Origin of the sequence: Aestuariivivens insulae (assembly GCF_022662195.1) — a bacterium.
In the GTDB taxonomy this organism is placed as follows: Bacteria; Bacteroidota; Bacteroidia; order Flavobacteriales; family Flavobacteriaceae; genus Aestuariivivens; species Aestuariivivens insulae.
Map to the genome: position 1 here is coordinate 1 of NZ_JAKMCS010000014.1, position 21,254 is coordinate 21,254.

Annotated in this window: 18 protein-coding genes and 1 pseudogene; 9 read left to right on the plus strand and 10 right to left on the minus strand. The window is 35.0% G+C overall.

All coding sequences use genetic code 11. The annotated features are described in order from the left end of the window. The first annotated feature begins 194 nt into the window (after positions 1 to 194). Positions 195 to 455 (plus strand): GIY-YIG nuclease family protein, encoded by a 261-nt coding sequence (locus tag MR062_RS14470; protein WP_242205534.1) that lies wholly within the window; start codon positions 195 to 197, stop codon positions 453 to 455. A 274-nt stretch (positions 456 to 729) separates the two neighbouring features. On the opposite strand, the gene MR062_RS14475 is transcribed toward MR062_RS14470, so the two are convergent. Beyond that, on the minus strand, positions 730 to 1,359 hold the full coding sequence (locus MR062_RS14475) for a 7-carboxy-7-deazaguanine synthase QueE (protein WP_242205535.1): 630 nt from the start codon (positions 1,357 to 1,359) through the stop codon (positions 730 to 732). A 104-nt stretch (positions 1,360 to 1,463) separates the two neighbouring features. Here MR062_RS14475 and MR062_RS14480 point away from each other — a divergent pair, with 104 nt between their 5' ends. The 7 genes from MR062_RS14480 (at position 1,464) to MR062_RS14510 (ending at position 7,067) form a co-directional block, all read left to right on the plus strand. Beyond that, a complete protein-coding gene (locus MR062_RS14480) occupies positions 1,464 to 3,002 on the plus strand; it encodes a helicase HerA-like domain-containing protein (protein WP_242205536.1) in 1,539 nt (512 codons plus the stop codon). A gap of 32 nt (positions 3,003 to 3,034) precedes the next feature. Beyond that, complete coding sequence (locus MR062_RS14485; RefSeq protein WP_242205537.1) at positions 3,035 to 3,592, plus strand: hypothetical protein; 558 nt, start codon at positions 3,035 to 3,037, stop codon at positions 3,590 to 3,592. A gap of 10 nt (positions 3,593 to 3,602) precedes the next feature. Further along, positions 3,603 to 4,577 (plus strand): YitT family protein, encoded by a 975-nt coding sequence (locus tag MR062_RS14490; protein ID WP_242205538.1) that lies wholly within the window; start codon positions 3,603 to 3,605, stop codon positions 4,575 to 4,577. Positions 4,578 to 4,579: 2 nt separating this feature from the next. Further along, positions 4,580 to 4,945, plus strand: a complete 366-nt coding sequence (locus MR062_RS14495; protein ID WP_242205540.1) for a cupin domain-containing protein — start codon at positions 4,580 to 4,582, stop codon at positions 4,943 to 4,945. Then, positions 4,942 to 5,769 (plus strand): alpha/beta hydrolase, encoded by an 828-nt coding sequence (locus MR062_RS14500; protein WP_242205542.1) that lies wholly within the window; start codon positions 4,942 to 4,944, stop codon positions 5,767 to 5,769. The genes MR062_RS14495 and MR062_RS14500 overlap by 4 nt, the downstream gene beginning before the upstream one ends. Before the next feature lie 115 nt (positions 5,770 to 5,884). Further along, positions 5,885 to 6,652 (plus strand): pseudouridine synthase, encoded by a 768-nt coding sequence (locus tag MR062_RS14505; protein WP_242205545.1) that lies wholly within the window; start codon positions 5,885 to 5,887, stop codon positions 6,650 to 6,652. After that, complete coding sequence (locus MR062_RS14510) at positions 6,642 to 7,067, plus strand: VOC family protein (protein WP_242205547.1); 426 nt, start codon at positions 6,642 to 6,644, stop codon at positions 7,065 to 7,067. Before MR062_RS14505 ends, MR062_RS14510 begins: the two co-directional genes overlap by 11 nt. Here MR062_RS14510 and MR062_RS14515 read toward each other — a convergent pair. From MR062_RS14515 to MR062_RS14555, 9 genes and pseudogenes are all read right to left on the minus strand, one after another. Then, on the minus strand, positions 7,053 to 7,796 hold the full coding sequence (locus MR062_RS14515; protein WP_242205549.1) for a YwaF family protein: 744 nt from the start codon (positions 7,794 to 7,796) through the stop codon (positions 7,053 to 7,055). The genes MR062_RS14510 and MR062_RS14515 overlap by 15 nt on opposite strands. A 167-nt stretch (positions 7,797 to 7,963) precedes the next feature. Next, positions 7,964 to 9,679: a SusD/RagB family nutrient-binding outer membrane lipoprotein gene (locus tag MR062_RS14520; RefSeq protein WP_242205551.1), complete on the minus strand. Its 1,716-nt coding sequence runs from the start codon at positions 9,677 to 9,679 to the stop codon at positions 7,964 to 7,966. A 50-nt stretch (positions 9,680 to 9,729) separates the two neighbouring features. Further along, positions 9,730 to 13,299 carry a SusC/RagA family TonB-linked outer membrane protein gene (locus tag MR062_RS14525; RefSeq protein ID WP_242205553.1) on the minus strand — a complete coding sequence of 1,190 codons (3,570 nt, stop codon included), beginning with the start codon at positions 13,297 to 13,299 and terminating at the stop codon, positions 9,730 to 9,732. A gap of 156 nt (positions 13,300 to 13,455) precedes the next feature. After that, entirely contained in the window at positions 13,456 to 14,661 is a 1,206-nt protein-coding gene (locus MR062_RS14530) for a FecR family protein (RefSeq protein WP_242205556.1), read from the minus strand. 112 nt (positions 14,662 to 14,773) lie between these two features. Then, on the minus strand, positions 14,774 to 15,364 hold the full coding sequence (locus tag MR062_RS14535) for an RNA polymerase sigma factor (RefSeq protein ID WP_242205558.1): 591 nt from the start codon (positions 15,362 to 15,364) through the stop codon (positions 14,774 to 14,776). 370 nt (positions 15,365 to 15,734) lie between these two features. Beyond that, positions 15,735 to 16,613 (minus strand): bifunctional methylenetetrahydrofolate dehydrogenase/methenyltetrahydrofolate cyclohydrolase FolD, encoded by an 879-nt coding sequence (gene folD, locus MR062_RS14540; RefSeq protein WP_242205560.1) that lies wholly within the window; start codon positions 16,611 to 16,613, stop codon positions 15,735 to 15,737. 41 nt (positions 16,614 to 16,654) lie between these two features. Next, a pseudogene (locus MR062_RS14545) lies at positions 16,655 to 17,027 on the minus strand (four helix bundle protein). A 61-nt stretch (positions 17,028 to 17,088) separates the two neighbouring features. Beyond that, on the minus strand, positions 17,089 to 18,417 hold the full coding sequence (ffh, locus tag MR062_RS14550; protein WP_242205562.1) for a signal recognition particle protein: 1,329 nt from the start codon (positions 18,415 to 18,417) through the stop codon (positions 17,089 to 17,091). Positions 18,418 to 18,759: 342 nt separating this feature from the next. Beyond that, on the minus strand, positions 18,760 to 20,520 hold the full coding sequence (locus tag MR062_RS14555) for a hypothetical protein (RefSeq protein ID WP_242205564.1): 1,761 nt from the start codon (positions 20,518 to 20,520) through the stop codon (positions 18,760 to 18,762). 149 nt (positions 20,521 to 20,669) lie between these two features. Here MR062_RS14555 and MR062_RS14560 point away from each other — a divergent pair, with 149 nt between their 5' ends. Continuing rightward, the gene (locus tag MR062_RS14560; protein WP_242205566.1) at positions 20,670 to 21,185 is read left to right on the plus strand and encodes an RNA polymerase sigma factor; all 516 of its coding nucleotides are present in this window, start codon (positions 20,670 to 20,672) and stop codon (positions 21,183 to 21,185) included. The last annotated feature ends 69 nt before the right edge of the window (positions 21,186 to 21,254 follow it).

Sequence of the window (21,254 nt, forward strand, 5' to 3'; positions counted from 1 at the left end):
GTTTTACACCAAAAGAGAGGCCTTGGCCCATGAAAAATGGTTGAAATCGGGACAGGGCAGAACATTTATTAAAAATAATATATTACCTAAATCCATCTAAACGTCGGATCCATATCCGCCAAGGGCGCGACTCGAGTTCAAATCTCGATCTCGCTACTAAATGTTAGACCTCCTAAAACCTAGGAGGTTTTTTTATGGATGAATTTGTCGTATACATATTGTACTCTGAAAAACATGCCAAAACCTATACTGGCTACACTTCAAATTTAATAGACAGGTTCCATTCACACAATCAATTAGCTACAAAAGGCTACACCAAAAAGTATAGGCCTTGGCATGTTGTTTACGTTAAAGTGTTTTACACCAAAAGAGAGGCCTTGGCCCATGAAAAATGGTTGAAATCGGGACAGGGCAGAACATTTATTAAAAATAATATATTACCTAAATCCATCTAAACGTCGGATCCATATCCGCCAAGGGCGAGACTCGAGTTCAAATCTCGATCTCGCTACAGTAGTAAAGGCTCAGTGTAAAAGCACTGGGCTTTTTTTATATAATGCGTCTCCAGTTTAAAATAAAGGCTACATAATTTTAATGAATACGTATAAAAATGACAAAGTAATCAGAAGATGTTCAGAACCTATAAACTAAAATTTTAGATAAATTACAACTGGAAAACCAAACAAGAACCAAGCGTATAAAGTTAAGCCCCCTAGCCAACACCACTTACTATGGTATATTCAAATACTTATGGGTTTGCAAGGACACTTTCCATTTGGGATGCTCCATCACATAATCTACAATTTCCGGAATTATCTTATCGCGTTTGCTCCACTCGGGCTGTAAATACAAAATGCAATCTTTATTTACCTTCGCGGCCTGCTCTTCCGCAAAGCGGAAATCGTCCTTATTATAAACTATCACCTTAAGCTCATTGGCTTTTTCGTAAACTTCCTGGGTAGGCTGTTTTAATTTTTTAGGCGACAAGCAAATCCAATCCCAAGTACCGGTTAACTTATAAGCTCCCGAGGTTTCAATATGTACTTGCAATCCTTCTGCCTTAAGCCTAGTTGTTAATGGAGCCATATCCCACATTAAAGGCTCCCCTCCTGTTACAACAATAGTATCACTATACTTTTTGGCATTAGCTACAATCTTTGAAGTCTCTGTTGGTGGGTGTAAATCGGCATTCCAACTTTCCTTAACATCGCACCAATGGCAGCCCACATCGCATCCTCCCACACGAATAAAATATGCCGCAGTTCCTTTATGGTAGCCCTCCCCTTGTATGGTATAGAACTCCTCCATTAAAGGCAGCATTTCGCCTTTATCTACCAATTGTTGTATCTCTTTATTCATAAGGCTGCAAAGATAGCAGTTTGCTACTTAATTGTTCAAAGTTTTGTATATCTTGTTCATTTGAATTCATACAGAATAGTTATTTTTATCCAAATTTCATGCTTATGGGCAAAAAGGAAACCTTTCTTAACTATATAAACGAAGGCTATACTACTAAAGGCGATTTTATACCTATTGGAGCCGCTATGTTAGATGGCGAAACGGTAACTGGAGCCCATGTAAACATCCCTTTGAAGACCTTAAACCGTCATGGTTTGATTGCCGGAGCAACGGGAACAGGAAAAACCAAATCGCTACAGGTCCTTGCCGAAAATTTAAGCGACAAAGGCATTCCTGTTTTATTAATGGACATTAAAGGTGATTTAAGCGGACTGGCACAACCCAGCCCTGGGCATCCTAAAATAGATGAACGCCACGCAAAAATAGGTTTACCCTTTGAAGCCAAAAGCTTTCCTGTTGAATTATTAACCTTATCGGAACAGGATGGAGTACGTTTAAGAGCTACTGTTAGTGAATTTGGACCAGTATTACTCTCTAGAATATTAGATTTGTCTGAAACCCAAACGGGCGTGGTTGCTGTGCTTTTTCAGTATTGCGACGACAACAAACTGCCTATTCTGGACTTAAAGGACTTCAAGAAAATTCTACATTACGCCACCAATGAAGGCAAAGAAGAATTCACGAAAGCCTACGGACGAATATCTACAGCATCAACGGGAGCTATTTTAAGAAAGATTATTGAATTGGAACAACAAGGCGCCGATTTGTTCTTTGGAGAGACCTCTTTTGATGTAGATGACCTGTTACGTATTGACGAAGACGGCAGAGGCTACATTAACATTATACGTCTTACCGACATACAAGACCGCCCCAAGTTATTTTCAACCTTTATGCTAAGCTTATTGGCCGAAATCTATTCGACATTTCCAGAACAAGGTGATAGTGACAGACCAGAGCTTATCCTATTTATCGATGAAGCCCATTTAATTTTTAACGAGGCTTCAAAGCCTCTGTTAAATCAAATAGAAAGTATTGTAAAATTAATACGAAGTAAAGGTGTTGGTTTATACTTTGTAACCCAAAACCCTACCGATGTTCCCGAAGCTGTCTTAGGCCAATTGGGATTAAAAATACAACATGCCTTACGTGCTTTTACTGCCAAGGACAGGAAAACCATTAAACTTACGGCCCAAAACTATCCAGATTCTGAATATTACGATACCACAGAGGTTTTAACATCGTTAGGTATTGGTGAAGCATTGGTTTCGGCCCTAAGTGAAAAAGGTCGCCCAACGCCCTTAGCGGCTACTATGATGCGCGCGCCCATGAGTAGAATGGATGTCCTTACGGATATTGAATTAAGTAACTTGATTTCGAAATCCCAACTTGTAAAAAAATATAATGAAACCGTAGATAGGGAAAGCGCCTATGAATTGCTAAATGAAAAGATAAAACACGCCGAAGCCGAAGAAGCCAAGGAAAAAGCCAAACAAGAACGTGAAGCCCTAAAAAGAGCCGAATCCAAGAGAAGAACCACAACCACAAGAAGAAGCACACGAATGAACCCTATTGTTAAAGTACTTACAAGTGCTACTTTTATAAGAAGTGTGTTTGGTATCTTAACTAAATTGATGAAAAAATAATCTATACAAAACCATTTATAACACTAAATTTAATGAACAAACTATTTTTACCCATCGTTGTTTTAGCCATTTGCTTTACCAGTTGTAAACAAGAACAGAATCCGTTTGAAATTGGCAAACAACATATTGGGCTGTTAAACGACTCTACACAAGTAAAAGATTTAAAAACCATCTTTAACAATGATTCCATTACCAATTTCGATAGTGGCAAAGCATTTTCCAATAACATCAACACTATTGATGTATTCGATAAAAACGGCAATAAACTTTTAGTGCTTTCACCAAAGAAACTAGGTGATTCAACATCGGTAATAACTAGTGTACAAGTAATAGATTCACGTTATAAAACCCATAAGGACATTTCTACTTTAAGTACCTTTAAGGACATTAATAACGCTTACAAGATTACCAGAATTAATAACTTAATAAATTCTATAGTTGTTTCTGTAAACGAAATCAATGCGTCATTTACCATAGATAAAAAAGAGTTGCCTGCCAACCTTCGTTTTGATAGAAATTTAACTATTGAAGCCATTCATATCCCAGACCATGCAAAAATTAAATACTTTTTTATAAACTGGAGACAATAAACAAAATATAATGAATCCCTTTCTTTCTAAATTATTAGTTGATATTGCTCGGAAAAGACTTGAGCACAAACATCCTAACAAACCCGTTAGAAAGAGGGAGATTGTTCCATTGGTTAGAAACCTTCAAGTAGAATTATCACATGCTATAAAAAAATATATTTTTATAATAGTAGGTGTATTTTCAGCAGGTTTTGGGCTAAAAGGGTTCTTACTTCCTAATCGTTTTATTGATGGAGGCGCTACAGGTATTTCCCTTTTATTGGAAAATATAACCAGTATAAAGCTAGAATTTTTATTGGTAGCTATTAACCTCCCTTTTATTATTCTGGCATCAAAGACTATAAACTTAAAATTTGCTGTTCACAGTATAATTGCCATAATACTATTGGCTTTCGTAGTACATTATGTAGATTACCCTACGGTGACCGAAGACAAACTGCTTATTGCTGTTTTCGGTGGTTTCTTCCTAGGCCTTGGTATAGGAATGTCTATGCGAGGGGGAAGCGTTATTGACGGGACCGAAGTATTGGCTATCTATTTGAGTAGGAAACTTTCCTTAACTGTTGGGGATGTTTTATTGATTATAAATATTGTTATATTTTCATTTGGAGCTTATATTTTATCTGTTGAAGTAGCTCTTTATGCCATTCTCACCTATTTATCTGCTGCTAAAACGGTCGATTTTGTAGTAGATGGTGTTGAGGAATATGTGGGTGTTACCATAATTTCTGAAAAGCATGAAGCTATTCGTCTTATGATTATAGAAAAGCTACAAAGAGCCTGCACCATTTATTCAGGTAAAGGTGGTTTTGGCAAACAAAAAGAATCTTACGATAAAGATATTATCTATACGGTTATTACAAGGCTTGAAATTGCCAAACTTAAAACCGAAGTTGATAAAATCGACAAAAAAGCATTCTTAGTTATGGGAATTGTTAAAGATATAAAAGGTGGCATGATAAAACGCAAGCCTTTAAAAGATTAAAAATGAAGAAATACACCATTCAAGATAGCCCTTTCATTTTTCCAACCACAGACGGCAAAATTATTAAAGAACATTTTGGCCTGGCCAGTAATGGTAGTTCACAAATAAGCATAGCCCACATGAAGGCACCTGCTGGATGGAGTGAACCATTTCAAACACCAGAATTTGATGAGTATACTTTTATAATAAAAGGGAAAAAGCAATTTATAATAGAAGATGAAATCGTAGTTTTAAAAGCAGGGCAATCTATTAAGATTGAAAAAAATACACGGGTTCAATATTCAAATCCATTTACAGAAGTATGCGAGTATATTGCTATATGCCTACCTGCTTTTTCCATGGATTTAGTTAATAGGGAACAGGAATGAAACGGTTAATAGCAAAGCTTATTGGCTGTTTTATAAACTGTATAGCTATTTTCTCCCCACAATATGCTGCAAGTCTGGCCATTAAATTATTTTCTTCCCCTCAAAAAGGGAAACATACTACAGAAGGCATAGATTTTTTAAACACATCCTTTCAAGAAGCCGTTAGCTATAAAAACTATGATATAATAACATACAGGTGGCCTGGTAAAAAAGCCCCTGTTTTATTGGTTCATGGTTGGGAAAGCAATGCCTTTAGGTGGAAAGCTTTAATAGAAAACCTAAAATCCAATGGTTTTGAGGTTATTGCCCTAGATGCCCCTGCCCACGGCAATTCAGGAAGCAATTCGTTTAACGTTGTTGACTACTCCGAATGCCTTTTCCGTATTGCTAAAAAATTCAATGCCCAGACGGTTGTTGCGCATTCGCTTGGAGGTACGGCTACTATTTTCTTTCAACACAAATACCAGCTCCCCCAGTTAAAAAAATTAGTGCTTCTTGGCGCCCCTTCAAACATTAAGGATGTATTTAGACGCTATACCAATATGATGGGGTACAGTCCTTCAGTCGTTAAAGCCATAGATGCCTTTGTATTACAACACTTTGGAAATACTCCAGACTACTATAATGCAGCAGAGTTTTCAAAAAGTATCAAGGCAAAAGGATTAATTATTCATGATATAAATGATAATATTATTCCTTACAACGATGCGCTGGACTACAAGGAACAATTTCCTAATACCACACTTATTACCACTAATAACTTAGACCACAGTTTAAAATCTGAATATACAGATAAGCGCATTTTAGAATTTATCTCCAGTTAGTTTATTGTATTTTTGTAACATGAAAGCCCATAATGGGTATTTAGCAGGCCTTGGTCGATTTCAACCAAAATAAATAAAACGCTACCCGAATAGGTTGTTGTAAAATTTTAAATAGATGAACGTAGAGTTAAAACGCATCAACAAATTTTTAAGTGAAGTGGGCTATTGCTCACGCCGAGAAGCCGATAAGCTCATTGAAGCTGGCAGGGTAACCATTAATGGCAACGTTCCCGAAAAAGGCACAAAAATAGGGTCTGAAGATGTTGTTGCTGTAGATGGAAAAACTGTTACAAATGCAAAAAATAAATTTGTCTACCTTGCTTTTAATAAGCCTGTTGGTATTGTTTGTACTACAGACACCCGGGTTGAAAAAGATAATATCATAGATTTTATAAATTATCACAAACGTATTTTCCCTATAGGTAGATTAGACAAACCCAGTGAAGGGCTAATTTTACTTACCGATGATGGCGACATCGTGAATAAAATCCTTAGGGCAAGCAACAATCATGAAAAAGAATATGTCGTTACGGTAGACAAGCCTATTTCCCAAACCTTCATTGAGCGTATGTCTAACGGTATCTATCTGAAAGATTTGGGGCAGACCACAAAACCCTGTATTGTTAAAAAATTAGGTAAATTCAAATTCAAAATTATTTTAACACAAGGATTAAATAGACAGATTCGCCGCATGTGCGAATACTTAAGTTATGAAGTACAAACGCTTAAGCGTGTACGGATAATGAACATTAAATTGGATGTGCCCTTAGGCGCATACCGAGAGTTGACGCCAGAGGAATTTACCGAACTGAACAAACTGTTAGTTGCTTCAACCAAAGTCCATAAGCCTATTCCCCATAAACGCAAACCGCATGGAAAATAAAATTAGTCCATTTCACTTGGCCATACCCGTTCACAATCTTGATGTTTGTCGAACTTTCTATAGGGATATTTTAGGTTTTGAAGAAGGCAGGTCTAGTGAGCTATGGGTTGATTTTAATTGCTTTGGACATCAGTTAGTTATTCATTATAAACCTGAAAGTAACACAGATTTACACACAAACCCTGTTGACGGTAAAGCTGTTCCTGTACCTCATTTTGGCGTGGTTTTACCTTGGGACACTTTCCAAACTTTCTCAGACACGTTAAAAAAGAAAGGTATTGCATTTATTATTGAACCCTATATTCGATTTGAAGGTTTAGTGGGAGAACAAGCTACCATGTTTTTTAAGGATCCTTCAGGAAATGCTTTGGAGTTTAAGGCTTTTAAGGATATTAATCAATTATTCTCCCAATAGCTCATTTTTATTTTTCTTTCGGTCTATCAAATAAAAGGGTAAGTATATTAATAAAAAGTAAGGAATCAATATAATTTGAACTACAATAACATAATATGGCCATTCCCCGAAATAATCTAATATCGTTGCTGTTTTAGGTTTCTCAATCAAATAAAAATAATTGGCTCTTAGGGCATAGTTTATAAGAATAACAATAAACACATAACCCTGCAGAGTAAAATACGATTTAAAGACACTGGCCAATTTTGGGCGCATGTTAAAAACAAAAATGGCATAAAAAACAATTATCAAAACCCCTAAGTGTACTGCCCAAAACCTAAAATAATCGAACGAAGGAAACCCTATTGCAATATCTGGAGTTATAACACCTTGGGTAAATCCTCCTATAGCCCAAAAGACTAATATTTCGAACATCCAATATTTTTTGTAATAGGTAAAAAATGGAATAAGCAGGGCCATTAAGCTACACAAATACAATGGTAAATCAGTAACGATATTATACTCCCCAAAAAAATAATAGTATAAATGAAAAGCTAAAACGGTTAAACTAATTAGGCAAGCAAAATAATGAATATACTTTTCTTGTTTAGGTGTATCTAATTTGTTCTTGGCATACCTAATAAAAAAAACAGCAAATAATGTAGCTATAATTATAGGAATAACATGTTCTAAACCACCTATAACCACTCTTGACTGTAATCTTATTAAGTCTAGTAGATTAAAATTCATGCTGCAATTTAATCTATTTTAGATTAACTACAAATGTCTTACTAGAGCCAACAAACTATTAAATATTATTTTGACATACGAATAAATACTAACATGATAAATTAGGCTTTAAAATAAAAAGAGGTCACAAATGTGACCTCTTTTTAAAATGTTATAATTCTTTTGAATTAATTAAAATCGGGTGATGTTCCTGTCTTAAAGGATACGTAATTATCTCTATAATAAGAACTAGCATCTGTTCTCCAAAAAATTGGTGATGTCCAATTATTTTGATCAATTACCTTCAAGAAAGCTTCTGAATTATTTTGTAATTCACTTGAAGGATACATTAATCGTTCTGGTTGTGGTTTCATAACTTTCCCTAGAAAAGTCATAGGCTCCAATTTTGGGTGCCTAGTTCTTCTTAACTCACTCCAAAGCTCTATAGGACGTATTAAGTTCAAATGTATATATTTTTGTTGCATAATAATCTCCATTTGACCATCAACTCCACTAACTGCATCAAAAGCATTTTTTACTTTTTCAGCATATGAGCCAATAACAGCTTGGCTAGGTTTAGATGGGCGTATTAAACTAGCCCAAGGTTCTGTTGTATAATCGGTTCTATACTGCCCTAAGCCATTTAACATATACCAATAATCTGTAGAATGCATTACAGCATCCTCAACATGCTCTCCTGCTGATTTTCCAGTATTCGCTAACCCTTTTGCTGCAACCTCAGCTAACAAAAGGTCTATTTCTGCCAAAGTAAACATATCTGCAGGCACATTATTATGCGTTAATGTAACTTGGTTATACATAGATTTTGAATTATTAGATGCTGATGATTCCAAATCATCTGCCCAAGGATAATAACGTTCTCCATCAACATATCCCTGATTTTGTCCATCAGCATCTAAAGAAACCCCTCTATAATCATTATGCTTTGTCGGAAAAGCAATTACAGGCAACCTAGGGTCATCTATATCTTCTTCATATTCTAATTCATGAAAGTTCATTCTATTCATAATTATATTTGGAATATGAGTTACGTACGGTCTTTCAAATAAGCCGCGTTGCCATGTTCCTCCTCCAGGTAATGCCCCAGCCGCATCAATATGTGGTAAATCAAAAACCAAATCTTGAGTTGGCAAATTAGTTATGGCATCACTTATATGATTAGAAGCAAATTGAGCATCTACACTTGCCAGTTTCACTGCAAACCTTAAGCGCAATGCATTGGCATATTGTATCCATTTATCAACATTTCCTTGCAATGCAATATCTTGTACCTGTAAAGTTGTAATACCATCTGGTGACATTTTAGAATAAATGCCTGGTAACTCATCTGCAATAGACTTCAAGTCATCGAGTACGGTTTTATATATAACTTCTGGATCATCATACTCTGTAAAAAACTCTCCTTGAGATCCTTTAAAGGCATTCAAATAAGGAATTGAGTTAAACAAATCTACATTTCTTAGTGCGGCCCAATCCTTCATTATTGATAGCATTTTAAAATATATAACACTATCATCATACTCCTGACCATCCAATCCATTAATTACATCTTGAATTAAACCCCAATTACGCATTCTTAGATAAAAATCATTGAACCAATTGAAACCACTTTGACTAAACCCATTACCATTGGTCACATCATCATAATCTATATACCAACTATATCTGGGTGTGATATAACGACAAGATATTTGAGCATAACTAGGCATTCCATTTCCGCCTAATTGCCACCAGTACTCTCCATAATCTTTGATGTAGAATTTATATTGAAGTAAAGCATTAGTAAACATCCCTGAAGCTAATTGATCAGGGTTAGGCACATACTGCTGGGGATTTTGAAATTCTTCTTCCAATACATCCTGACATGAAACGAGGATGATCAAGGAAAGTATTAATAACATTATTTTTTTCATAATTAAATTTTTTATTTTAGTTAGAAACTTACGTTAAGTCCCATTCCCACAGAAGTTGCCGTAGGGTAGGCGGAATCTTCAATCCAAGAATCAGTTCCCAAAGTAGATTCCGGGTCTAAATTTGGTACAGACTTGTATAGATAAAACAAGTTTCTAGCCAGAAAAGAAACAGTTACTTTTTGCATTCCAGCTTTCTTAACTAAATCTCCAGGTAAACTATAACTTAGTGATAGTTCTCGAAGTTTGATATAATCATTCTTGTTTAATCCATCAGGCGCATAGTTTTGTCCTAAATCATTAATGTATATAAGACTACGTTCATAAGCAGATAAAATTTTTGTATTCTCTTCGTAAACAGGATTTTCTTCTGTTCCAACGTTAACTACACCAGGATTAATTACCCCATCATGATAAACTAAACCATCAGATGAATCCGTTGGAGCAGTTTGATCATGTTGCCAAGCAACTTTATTACCAGAGCCATCAATATAATAAGCCATGCCTCCATGAGCCTCGTCCCTATACTTCAAGGTCTCTTTGGTAATTCCCATTCCTTTATAGTAATAATTTGATCGTGAAAATATCGTAGCTCCAAACTTGTAGTCTAAACCAATATGAAAATTGAATCCTTTAAAATAAAAATCACTCAAAAAACCTCCAAAGATATCTGGAGTAGTATTGGCCACAGGCTTTAACTCTGATTGATCCAATACATAATAGCCAGAATTATCAACCACTCTATTACCTTGACCATCGGTTAAATAATCAAACATACGCAATTCACCAAATGCCTTACCTTCTTCAGCTACTTGAATAATACTATTTCCAACTGAACCTGTAACTTTTTGTGTAATTCCAGGGTACAGCTTTTTAACTTTTGATTGTTGTTTAGCTGCTGTAAATGTAAGATCCCATCTATATTTATCAGTAACTACAGGCGCTGCTTTAACCAACAGTTCATACCCCCAATTCGCTACATTACCAGCGTTGATTTTTATTTCACTTGCACCAGTAGTAGTTGATAAAGGTACTCCCATAATTTGATCATACACATTATTAGTATAAAAAGAAAAACTAGTTTCTAATCTACTTCCTTTAAAAAAACGAGCATCAAAACCAACTTCAAACTCTCTTTTTCGTTCAGGTTTAAGTGCTCCAGCAAATAAAGACGAAGGTGCTGTTACCGAAAGTGCATCTGTATTATTTACCCCCCCAACACTATATGATCTATTTGCAAAGTAACCGGTAACACTTCCAGGAGCTCCACGACCTACATCTGCCCAGCTAGCTCTAAATTTTCCATATTCCATAAATGGAATGTCTAATGTATTAGTAAAATTCCAACTCAAACCAATGCCTGGATAAAAGAATGAATTATTTTCAGGGGGTAAAGTTGAAGACCAGTCATTTCTCGCCTGTAATTCCAAATACAATTCATTGTTCCAAGAAACAGTAGCGGACCCTAACGCACTATATAAAACTTGCGAACCATAGGTGTGCCCTCGTACTCTTCCTCTTTGACTTCCATCTGGCCAATCTTGTTCATTATTAAGTGACCAAAAATCCGGGAACCTTAAGTTTCCATAGGTTGCAACATTTATGCTTTTGAAAGCTGTTTTCTTGTATTCGCCTCCTATAAAAGAAAATATCTTCATACGATCATCAAAAAGACTGAACTCATAGTTTAGTAATCCTCTATAATTTTCCACTGTGGTATTATGCCTTGCATATGCATACCTACCTCCAACATTTTCAGGTTCAAAACGTGTAATTGGATTTTTTGTAGTGAAATCGGTATCCGTATAATCTAAACCAACTTGTCCAATAAATGACAATTTATCTGTAAAGTTTAAAGTGGTCTGCAAAGATGTAATTAGGTGTAATTTATCATCTAAATCACTATTTTCAAGTTGTTCCCAAAGAGCATTCATTAAATATGTAGGAGCAAATTGTCCTGGCCAACCTGTATCTTCTGCATTAAATTTCGATCCGTCCTCATTTTTATATAAATCCTTAATAGCATTAAAATCATAATCCCTGTTAATACCCCAAGCAACTATATCTCCTAAATTAGGATATCTGTTATGCGTTTTAATTTTATATAAATTGGTATTCACTTCAACCTTAGCAAAGTCTGATGCCTTTAAAAGGCCACTAAAATTAAAAACATGTTTCTTTTGATAATTATTAGGAAGTAATCCCTTAAACTCTTGATTAGTATAAGAAACACGCATATTTCCCATTTCATTACCACCAGAAATAGCAACAGTGTGTATAGCATTACCTCCTGTTCTAAATAAATCCAAATAATTATCAGGATAAGCTTGATATGGTTTTATACTTCCATCTAAAAATTGCATTGGAGAACCGTCAAATTTAGGTCCCCAATTGAATCGGCTCCAAACAATTTGTCTAGGCCCCTGACCTCCACCTGGCAAAGTCTCATACTGTCTAGTATATTCACTAGTCCCCGAGCCATATTCATTTTGAAAATCGATAAAGGTTCTAGGTATTTCATAGGTATATTGTGTATTAACACTAACTCCTAATCCTCTAGTTCCAGAGCCTTTCTTAGTTGTTATCAAAACAACGCCATTAGCTCCTTCACCACCATATAGTACAGATGCCTTTGCTCCTTTCAATATTTCAATAGATTCAATATCTTCTGGGTTAATATCATTAATACCTGATCCATAATCAAATGAATTCAAAGGATCATACCCTCTTGCCGCCATATTAGAGCCTGTATCATAAATAGGCATACCATCAACAACAAATAACGGCCTTGTATTTGCTGAAGACTCTAAACCAGCTGCTCCTCGAATCTTAATATCCACAGCTCCCGTAGGCCCTGCGGCATTAGTAGTGATACCTACACCAGAGGCCTTGCCATATAAATTAACCACCGGGTTAGTAGATACTCCTGCTATTGTTATATCCTCCGATTTAATTGTACTAACGGCATAGCCTAACGACTTTTTTTCACGCTTAATACCAAATGCAGTTACAACAACTTGATCTAAATCTTCTGTATCTTCTTGCATTGTAACATTAACCGTAGTATTATCACCTACGGTAAGGGTTACTGTTTGCATACCTACAAAAGAGAATGATAATTGATCTCCTTTTTGGGCATTTATAGTATAATTCCCATCAAAATCAGTTTGCGTACCAGTAATGGTTCCTATCTTTAATATGTTAACCCCAACCAAAGGCATTCCTCCACCATCAGTTACAGTCCCCTTGATAACATTTTGTTGAAGATTTACTGTTGATTCAAACACCTTATTCTTATTTAAAATAACTTGACGCTCATTTATTGAATAAATAAGTTTTTCATCGGCTAAAACCTTATCTAACAGCTTATAAATGGATTTGTTCTTAATTTGAATATCACCTTTTGTCTTATTAAGTTCTGGCAATATTTCATCATTGTAAATAAAAACAAATTCACTTTGACTTTCAATTTCCTTAATCATATCGATTAAAGAGGCTTGCTTTAGGTCTATTTTCAGTTTCTTACTTTGAGAATAAGAATCTGTAAAAGAATAAAATACAAATAGCAGCAAGAAAAAACTGAGGTATTTCATTACTAACAGAATTTTGTTCCTATAACCCACTATGAGATTGTAGAAAAGTTGGTTTTTTTTCATAAATTTGTTGGTTTTAATTAAACAATGTCTGTTTTTTTAAACAGATTTTTTTTAAGCCAGAGCAATGTTGGCGCATGTTCTGGCTTTATTTTTTTATTTTATTTCATATGTACTCTCGTTTATTTTTTCATATTTAAGCTCAGTTGTCTTCATTAAATTATCAAGTGTTGTTTTAATATCCTCCTTCAAATCTAACTTTCCGCTTATCCTAGTGTTTATTTTATCTTCTGTTAACTCTTCAAAGTCGACATCTATATTATAAAACCGTTCAATTTTTTTGATAACACTTACCATAGATTCACTTTCAAAATGCAATAAACCTTGAATCCATAAGGTATAATTATCTGTATTAACTACTTTTACTTCAACGTTCTCTTCGTCCTTATTCCAAGCTGCCAATTCTCCCGGCATTAAACTAGTTTTAGTATTCTTCAACACATTACGTTCTACAACATTAACCTTTCCTTCGGTTAAAACCGTTAAAACTTCCTTGTCTGAGGGATAGGCAGACACATTAAATTTAGTTCCAACGACTTCAATAGATAACTTTTCGACAATAGTCTGTACAATAAATGGTTTCTGTTTATTTGGAGCTACTTCAAAAAAAGCTTCGCCAGATAAGTATACGGTTCTTTTATCTCCAATAAACTTTTTGGGAAATGCAAACTGGGTTCCTGCGTTAAGATATACCACAGTCCCGTCTACAAGGGTTATTTTGCTTCGCTTCCCATAAGGAGTCACTAGTGTATTTAATTCTATTTCTTCTACTCTATTAGTCTTATCCTGCTTACTTATGGTATCGTTTTGGTTAACAATAACATTTCCCTCATCATTAATCTCTATTCGAGATTCTTCTTGTTCTATAAAAACATTTTCTCCTGTAGCAAATGTTAAACGCGTGTTGGTTATTGAATCAAGAGAAACAACATTAATATCATTAAAAGGCAAATTATTAGATCTTTTAAATCCATTGTTAACAAAATAGCCCACTGTTAAAAATATTAAAAGCATAGCTGCATACTTATAATACTTATTAAAAAGAGGATAAACCCCTCCTTTCTTTTCATTAGTACTTATCCTAGTTAAAAGCTGATTTAAAATTTCTTTTTTCTCTTCTTCAGAAATAACAAACGGCTCTGTTTTTAAGCTTAACAATAACGCTTTAAGCCCTAGTATTACCTCCTTTTCTTTAGGGTTATCATTGATATAATTTTGCCAATATCTATCACTGTCTTCTGTTGGATGATAAACCCAATCAATAAAAATGTCGTCTTCTAAATACCTCGAATAAGGCTCCATATTTTTTCTTTTACATTATATAGGGGACAAAAATTATTTTTTGTGGACACTTTTTTCAAAAAATAATTTTCAAATAACAATAAGAAGAAAGCAAAACGGATAGATTTGGGCCTTAACTATCTAGTAACGCGTAGAATATGATAATTTCTGAAATGCTTTTAAAGGCATTATTTTGCCTTAGTTTTTTTATGGCTCGGTACACTTGTTTACGTACCGAATTATGATCTATGTTAATTATCTCTGAAATTTCCATATAATCAAATCCTTTAGAAAATCTTAGGTATAGTATTTCCTGTTGCTTGGAGGTTAACTCTTTTACGATATGGCTTATAAGTTTATTTTGATAGTCTTTAACCTCCTTATCAATAGTCTTTGATTCAATGTTATGCTCTGTTATAAACTTAAAACTATCAGATTCTGAAAAGTCTTCCTTTTTTCGCTCCTTTTTCAATTTCCTAAACATAGTCCGCTTAAGAGCTACAAACAAATAATGATTGATGTTTTTAGGTATGGAAAGTTGTTTTCTGTGTTCATAAATATCTAAAAAGACATCCTGAATACAATCCTTGACAAAGTCCTTATTAGAGAATACGCGCATACCATAGGAGAACAAAGAATCTACATATAAATTGTAGATGGATGCAAACGCAGTTTTATCCCCACTTACAAACTTATTCCACATATCTTCTTCTTGTTCCCGCATTAAAATAGGCTACTTTTTGCTTTTAAGAACACCCCAAAAAAAGAATAATGTTAAAAATTTGCTTTAACTATCCCTTATTGACCTGCTTCCCCAAAAACTAAGATTACTCTTTAAACAAAGTCAACATCAAAATTTTGATGCAATTTAATTATTTAAACTTTTTTGACTAATAATAAATTAGCAATAACTGATAATAAATTGACAATAATGTATTTTTACTATAACCTTGAAGAAATATAAATATAACACAACGCCCCAGTGTTTTTTATATCACTTTAAAAACTCTTAGTCACTCTAAAAAATTAAGAATAAAAAAAGCATCACAATTAAAAAATCATAATGCTGGTGTAAAGATAAAAAAAATATAATTCTAACCTCTATGTCTTTCTCTTGCCAGTAAAGTATTTTTAAGTAACATAGCAATGGTCATTGGTCCTACACCTCCTGGTACAGGAGTAATATAACTTGCTTTTTTGCTTACACTTTCGAAATGGACATCTCCTGCCAATCGATAACCACGTTGTTTGGTTTCATCTGGAACCCGTGTTATGCCCACATCAATAATAACAACTCCTTCCTTAACCATATCACCTGTTAAAAACTCTGAAATACCAATAGCCGCAACAATTATATCCGCTTTTTTAGTTATTTCATCTAAGTTTTTTGTTCGGCTGTGAACCACCGTTACAGTAGCATCGCCAGCTTTTCGTTTTTGACTCATTAATATGCTCATAGGACGACCAACAATATGGCTTCTTCCCATAACGACCACATTTTTCCCTGATGTTTCAATATTATAGCGTTCCAACAACTCTATAATACCATAAGGTGTTGCCGGTAAAAACGTAGGTAAATCTAAAGCCATTTTACCAACATTTGTAGGATGAAACCCATCCACATCCTTATCTGGATCTATGGCCATTAACACTTTTTGTTCGTCGATATGTTTTGGTAACGGCAATTGAACTATAAAACCATCGATATCATCATTAGTGTTCAATTCGCTTATTTTCTCCAAAAGCACTTCTTCTGTAGTGTCTTCCGGTAAATCTATTAACGTTGAATTAAAACCTATTTTTTCGCAAGCTTTCACTTTAGCATTAACATAGGTCATACTGGCTCCATCTGTACCGACGAGAACCGCTGCTAAGTGGGGTGTTTTTTCGCCATTTGCAACCATTAAACTAACTTCTTTGGCGATTTCATCTTTAATGTCGTTACTTATTTTATTTCCGTCTAGTATGGTCATATATTATTAGTTTTCAGTCACAGTGTCAGTCGCGGAATAAACTATTCCATATCAACTCCAAACTTGCCTGGATTATTAATCATATAATTTATTAGTTTTCCAATTTCTTCCCCTAATTCAACAAATTGCATGTAATCCTTTTTTAGAAAGGTATTTACATTCAAATGCAAAGTCTAACCATGTGCTCGTTTCTGAATTTTCGCCATCAGCATCGGTAAGCTTGCTTATAAAATGCTTAACGTATTTTCTTTTTCTGTAAGCTTCAGCAATATTAACAGATACAAAACGGGAGCTCCTTCTTATTTGATCTGTTAACGAGTAAATTTCCTCTTTTGGAAAAGATTTAGAGATTTCGAAAATGTCCATAGCCAAATCAAATGATCTTTGATAAGCTAATAATTTTTTAAAATCCATAATTTAAGATTGTTTTATCGCCTAACTACTGAAAACTGTAAACTGAGACTGATTACTTAAATTAGCGCATGTTCTTCATCATTTGCATCATCTTCCTTCCGCCACCGCCTTGCATCATCTTCATCATCTTACTCATTTGGTTAAATTGCTTTAACAGCTGATTGACTTCCTGCACTGATGTTCCAGAGCCCTTGCCAATTCGTTTTTTTCTGCTAGCATTTAAAATAGAGGGATTAGCTCGTTCTTTGGGTGTCATGGAATAGATAATCGCTTCAATGCCTTTAAATGCATCGTCATCTATATCGATATCCTTCATCATTTTTCCTGCTCCAGGAATCATACCTACCAGATCCTTCATATTTCCCATTTTCTTGATCTGCTGTATTTGTTTCAAGAAATCGTCAAATCCAAACTGGTTTTTAGCTATTTTCTTTTGAAGTTTTCTAGCTTCTTCCTCATCAAATTGTTCCTGGGCGCGTTCTACTAAAGACACGACGTCTCCCATTCCCAATATACGGTCTGCCATACGAGATGGGTGGAATACATCTATAGCTTCCATTTTTTCTCCCGTACCAATAAATTTAATAGGTTTATTAACTACAGATTTTATGGAAATAGCAGCACCACCTCTGGTATCACCATCCAATTTGGTGAGGATAACACCATCAAAATTCAATACATCGTTAAAGGCCTTAGCCGTATTAACCGCGTCCTGCCCTGTCATAGAATCTACCACAAACAAGGTCTCTTGCGGCTGTATGGCTTTGTGGATGTTTGAGATTTCGGTCATCATGACCTCATCTACTGCCAAACGACCAGCGGTATCTATAATTACCACATTATACCCATTGGCTTTTGCATGGGCGATACCTGCTTTTGCTATAGCAACGGGATCGTTATTTCCTTTATCGCTATAAACCTCTACATTTATTTGTTCCCCAACAACATGTAACTGATCTATCGCTGCTGGACGATACACGTCGCAGGCAACCAATAATGGTTTTTTGGTTTTCTTATTTTTTAGATAATTGGCAAGCTTACCCGAAAATGTTGTTTTACCAGACCCTTGCAGACCCGACATTAAAATCACACTTGGGGTTCCAGAAAGATTTATACCTTCGGCGTCACCTCCCATGAGCTCGGTCAATTCGTCCTTAACGATTTTAACCATTAACTGCCCTGGCTGTAGGGTTGTCAATACGTTTTGTCCAAGAGCCTTTTCCTTAACTTTGTTGGTAAATTGCTTAGCTATTTTAAAGTTAACATCGGCATCTAAAAGGGCGCGCCTTACTTCTTTTAAGGTCTCTGCTACATTGACTTCTGTGATACTACCATGGCCTTTAAGAACGTGTAAGGCTTTATCTAATTTATCGCTTAAATTATTAAACATATTGCTCTTTAAATTTTAAGAAGTGCAAAGTTAACGATTTGAAGTCTATTATTGAAACCCGATTGTATAAAGTAAACAAAAAAGGCTGTCAATATTTAATTGACAGCCTTAAAAAGGATAACTTCAAGGGCTTAACCTAACAAAATCGATAAGAAAAGTTCTCCTTTTTTAACCAAAACATAATAATAATTTCTTTCTCATTTTTTTTATTTAGATCCCGAAACAACGTTTCGACTGCACTTCGACTTTGCTCAGTGACCACGCTCAACGTGACAGGTAGGGATAACAATTTCAAAGGAAACCTAGCCCCTAAGTATTTAGAGGCCAGGAAACATGCTGTTATTATGCTTTCTTTTCCAAAACTAAAATACGTTCTATACCTCCATCTGCATTTAAATCTTTCAATTCAATTCTAGTTTCTGTAATTTCCTTTATTCTCCATCTATGGTTTAAGGCACTAAATGGGGCATGATCTCCAAAATACAAGCCTAGCTTTAAACCTTCTTTTCTGTACGATAACCAAGAGCCTCCAAAAGTACCATTATTAGGATCGGTAACTTTTACCCTTCCTGTTTCAAAGAAGTTTAACGTGTACATGAAAAATTCATCATCCTTTTCCAATTCACCTTCTGCTATAAAATATCTAGTAACTTCCCAATTGCCATTGGTTAAAATACCATCTATGTAATTCAAATCGTCATCTGTATTTGGGCAGTGTCTTTCCAATACCATTTTATTATCTGGATGATTTATACTTTCAAGCTTAATTAAACCTGGTTCCAAGAAAGTGATTAACCACTCCAGTTGTAAATGAGGCCTACCCTCTAATTGTATTTGAAGCACAAATCCTGCATTATGTGCAAGCACATTATATGTACCTTGAACAAACTCGCCATTCACTCTTATTTTTACTACATTCTCCGGGAAGAATTTTAGAGGTGTCCCTATATAATCTTTTTCATTATCTATACCATCTACACTTAAACGTGCCACTCTCCACATACATTCTTGCAAGTAGTTTATTATACGCTCTTTGGTTACATCAAAAGCAATATCACAATTTTTCTTTAAAATGATTCTATTACCTCCTGCTTGGTACAACTTAATTCTGCCTGCTTCTAAGTCGTAAACAAACCATTCTAACGTGAAATCTACCAAGGTGTCGAACTCCAATTTAATCATGGCTCCTCTATCGGTAACTCTGGTAGTCCAGGTTCCGGTTAATACATCGCCATTTCTGGCACGCACTTTAACAACGTTATTTTCTCTAAACACAACTATGTACTCACGGTATTTGTCATCTAAATTTTCTTCATTTCTATCGAAGTCATGAACCACCCACGGACAGGTCACTAATAAATTATCTAAACGTTCTTTAGTAAAGTCGTCATCTCCATAATCATTATCATCATCTTCATCACAAGTATCTTTGGCATCCACTATAGCCTGTTCCAATTCTAGGTTATTATGAACAGTTACTTCGTTACCATCAGCCAAAACCATTGTTACAGGAAAGTTTAAACTGGCCAAGACTTCAGCATTTATTACACGGTGGATAAAACGGTGCAACTGAAAATCGTTTTCAATGCTTACAACATCAATAACCTGAAAATTGGCATCATATACTGAAAACGAAATAGGGTACTTAAAATCAATACACTCGATATCGTCATCTTCTTCATTTTCACCTTTGCATATAGCTATAAGTTCTTCTAGGTGGGCTTTGTTCTCAATAACAATCTCTTCATGTTCTTCGGTGATAATGGTTATTGGAAATATAATCTCCAAACGGTCATCGTCATCTTCAAACTCATCAAAAATAGCTTCAATTGTCTTGAAGTCTTCTTCAGAATCGATAATAATCTCTAGATTGTTCACCACTACGGTTACAGGAAGTTCTACAGACAAACAACTGGCTTTGTCTATTATATTGTCCTTAGAACCATCCCGTTTTGAAGTGGCACTAACTAAAGCGGTTAAATTGGAATTGGCAACAAGAGCCTCCGCTTCATTTGGGGGCGTAATATCTACTACTTCATCTTGACAAGAAGTAAGTAGTAATAGAGCAAAAAAAGGTAGTAGGATTAAGAATTTTGTTTTCATGATGTTTAATTTTGGGTTCAACATAGCGTTTTGTTGATAAAACAGGATAGTCTTAAAAATTCCTACCCTTAATTCTTAAAAAAATTTGAAAATATCAAAATCCAAGTTCCAAAAAGCTTTATTTTAGAGGCACCAACTACCAAAACCAAATGGCAAAACAATTACATGATAATATTTGTGAAGAACATCTTTTCTCCTCAATATTCAACAAATACGCTAAAGACTTACATAACTTTTTATATTATAAGTTCGGAGATCGGTTAAACCCTAAGGACAAAGTACAGGAAGCTTTTGTTAAGTTGTGGCAAAACTGTGCTAAAGTAACCCCAGATAAAGCCAAAAGTTTTGTATTTACCACAGCCAATAATTTAATGCTGAATGAGGTAGCACACCAAAAAGTGGTTTTAAAGCACCAACAGACCAAACCTAAAATGCATACCAATGAAAACCCCGAGTTTTTAATGCAGGAGCGGGAGTATAATGACAAATTACAACGGGCTTTATCAAACTTAACCGAACCGCAACGTGTCGCTTTTATGATGAACCGTGTTGAGGGCAAACGCTTTAAGGAAATTGCCGAACTTTTGGACATATCGACCAAAGCCGTGGAAAAACGCATTTATGGTGCTTTGGAAAAATTAAGAAAGGATATTAAGGAGTTATAGGAGATTGATTGGAGATTGATTGGAGATTGGTTGGAGATTGATGGGAGATTGATGGGAGATTGATGGGAG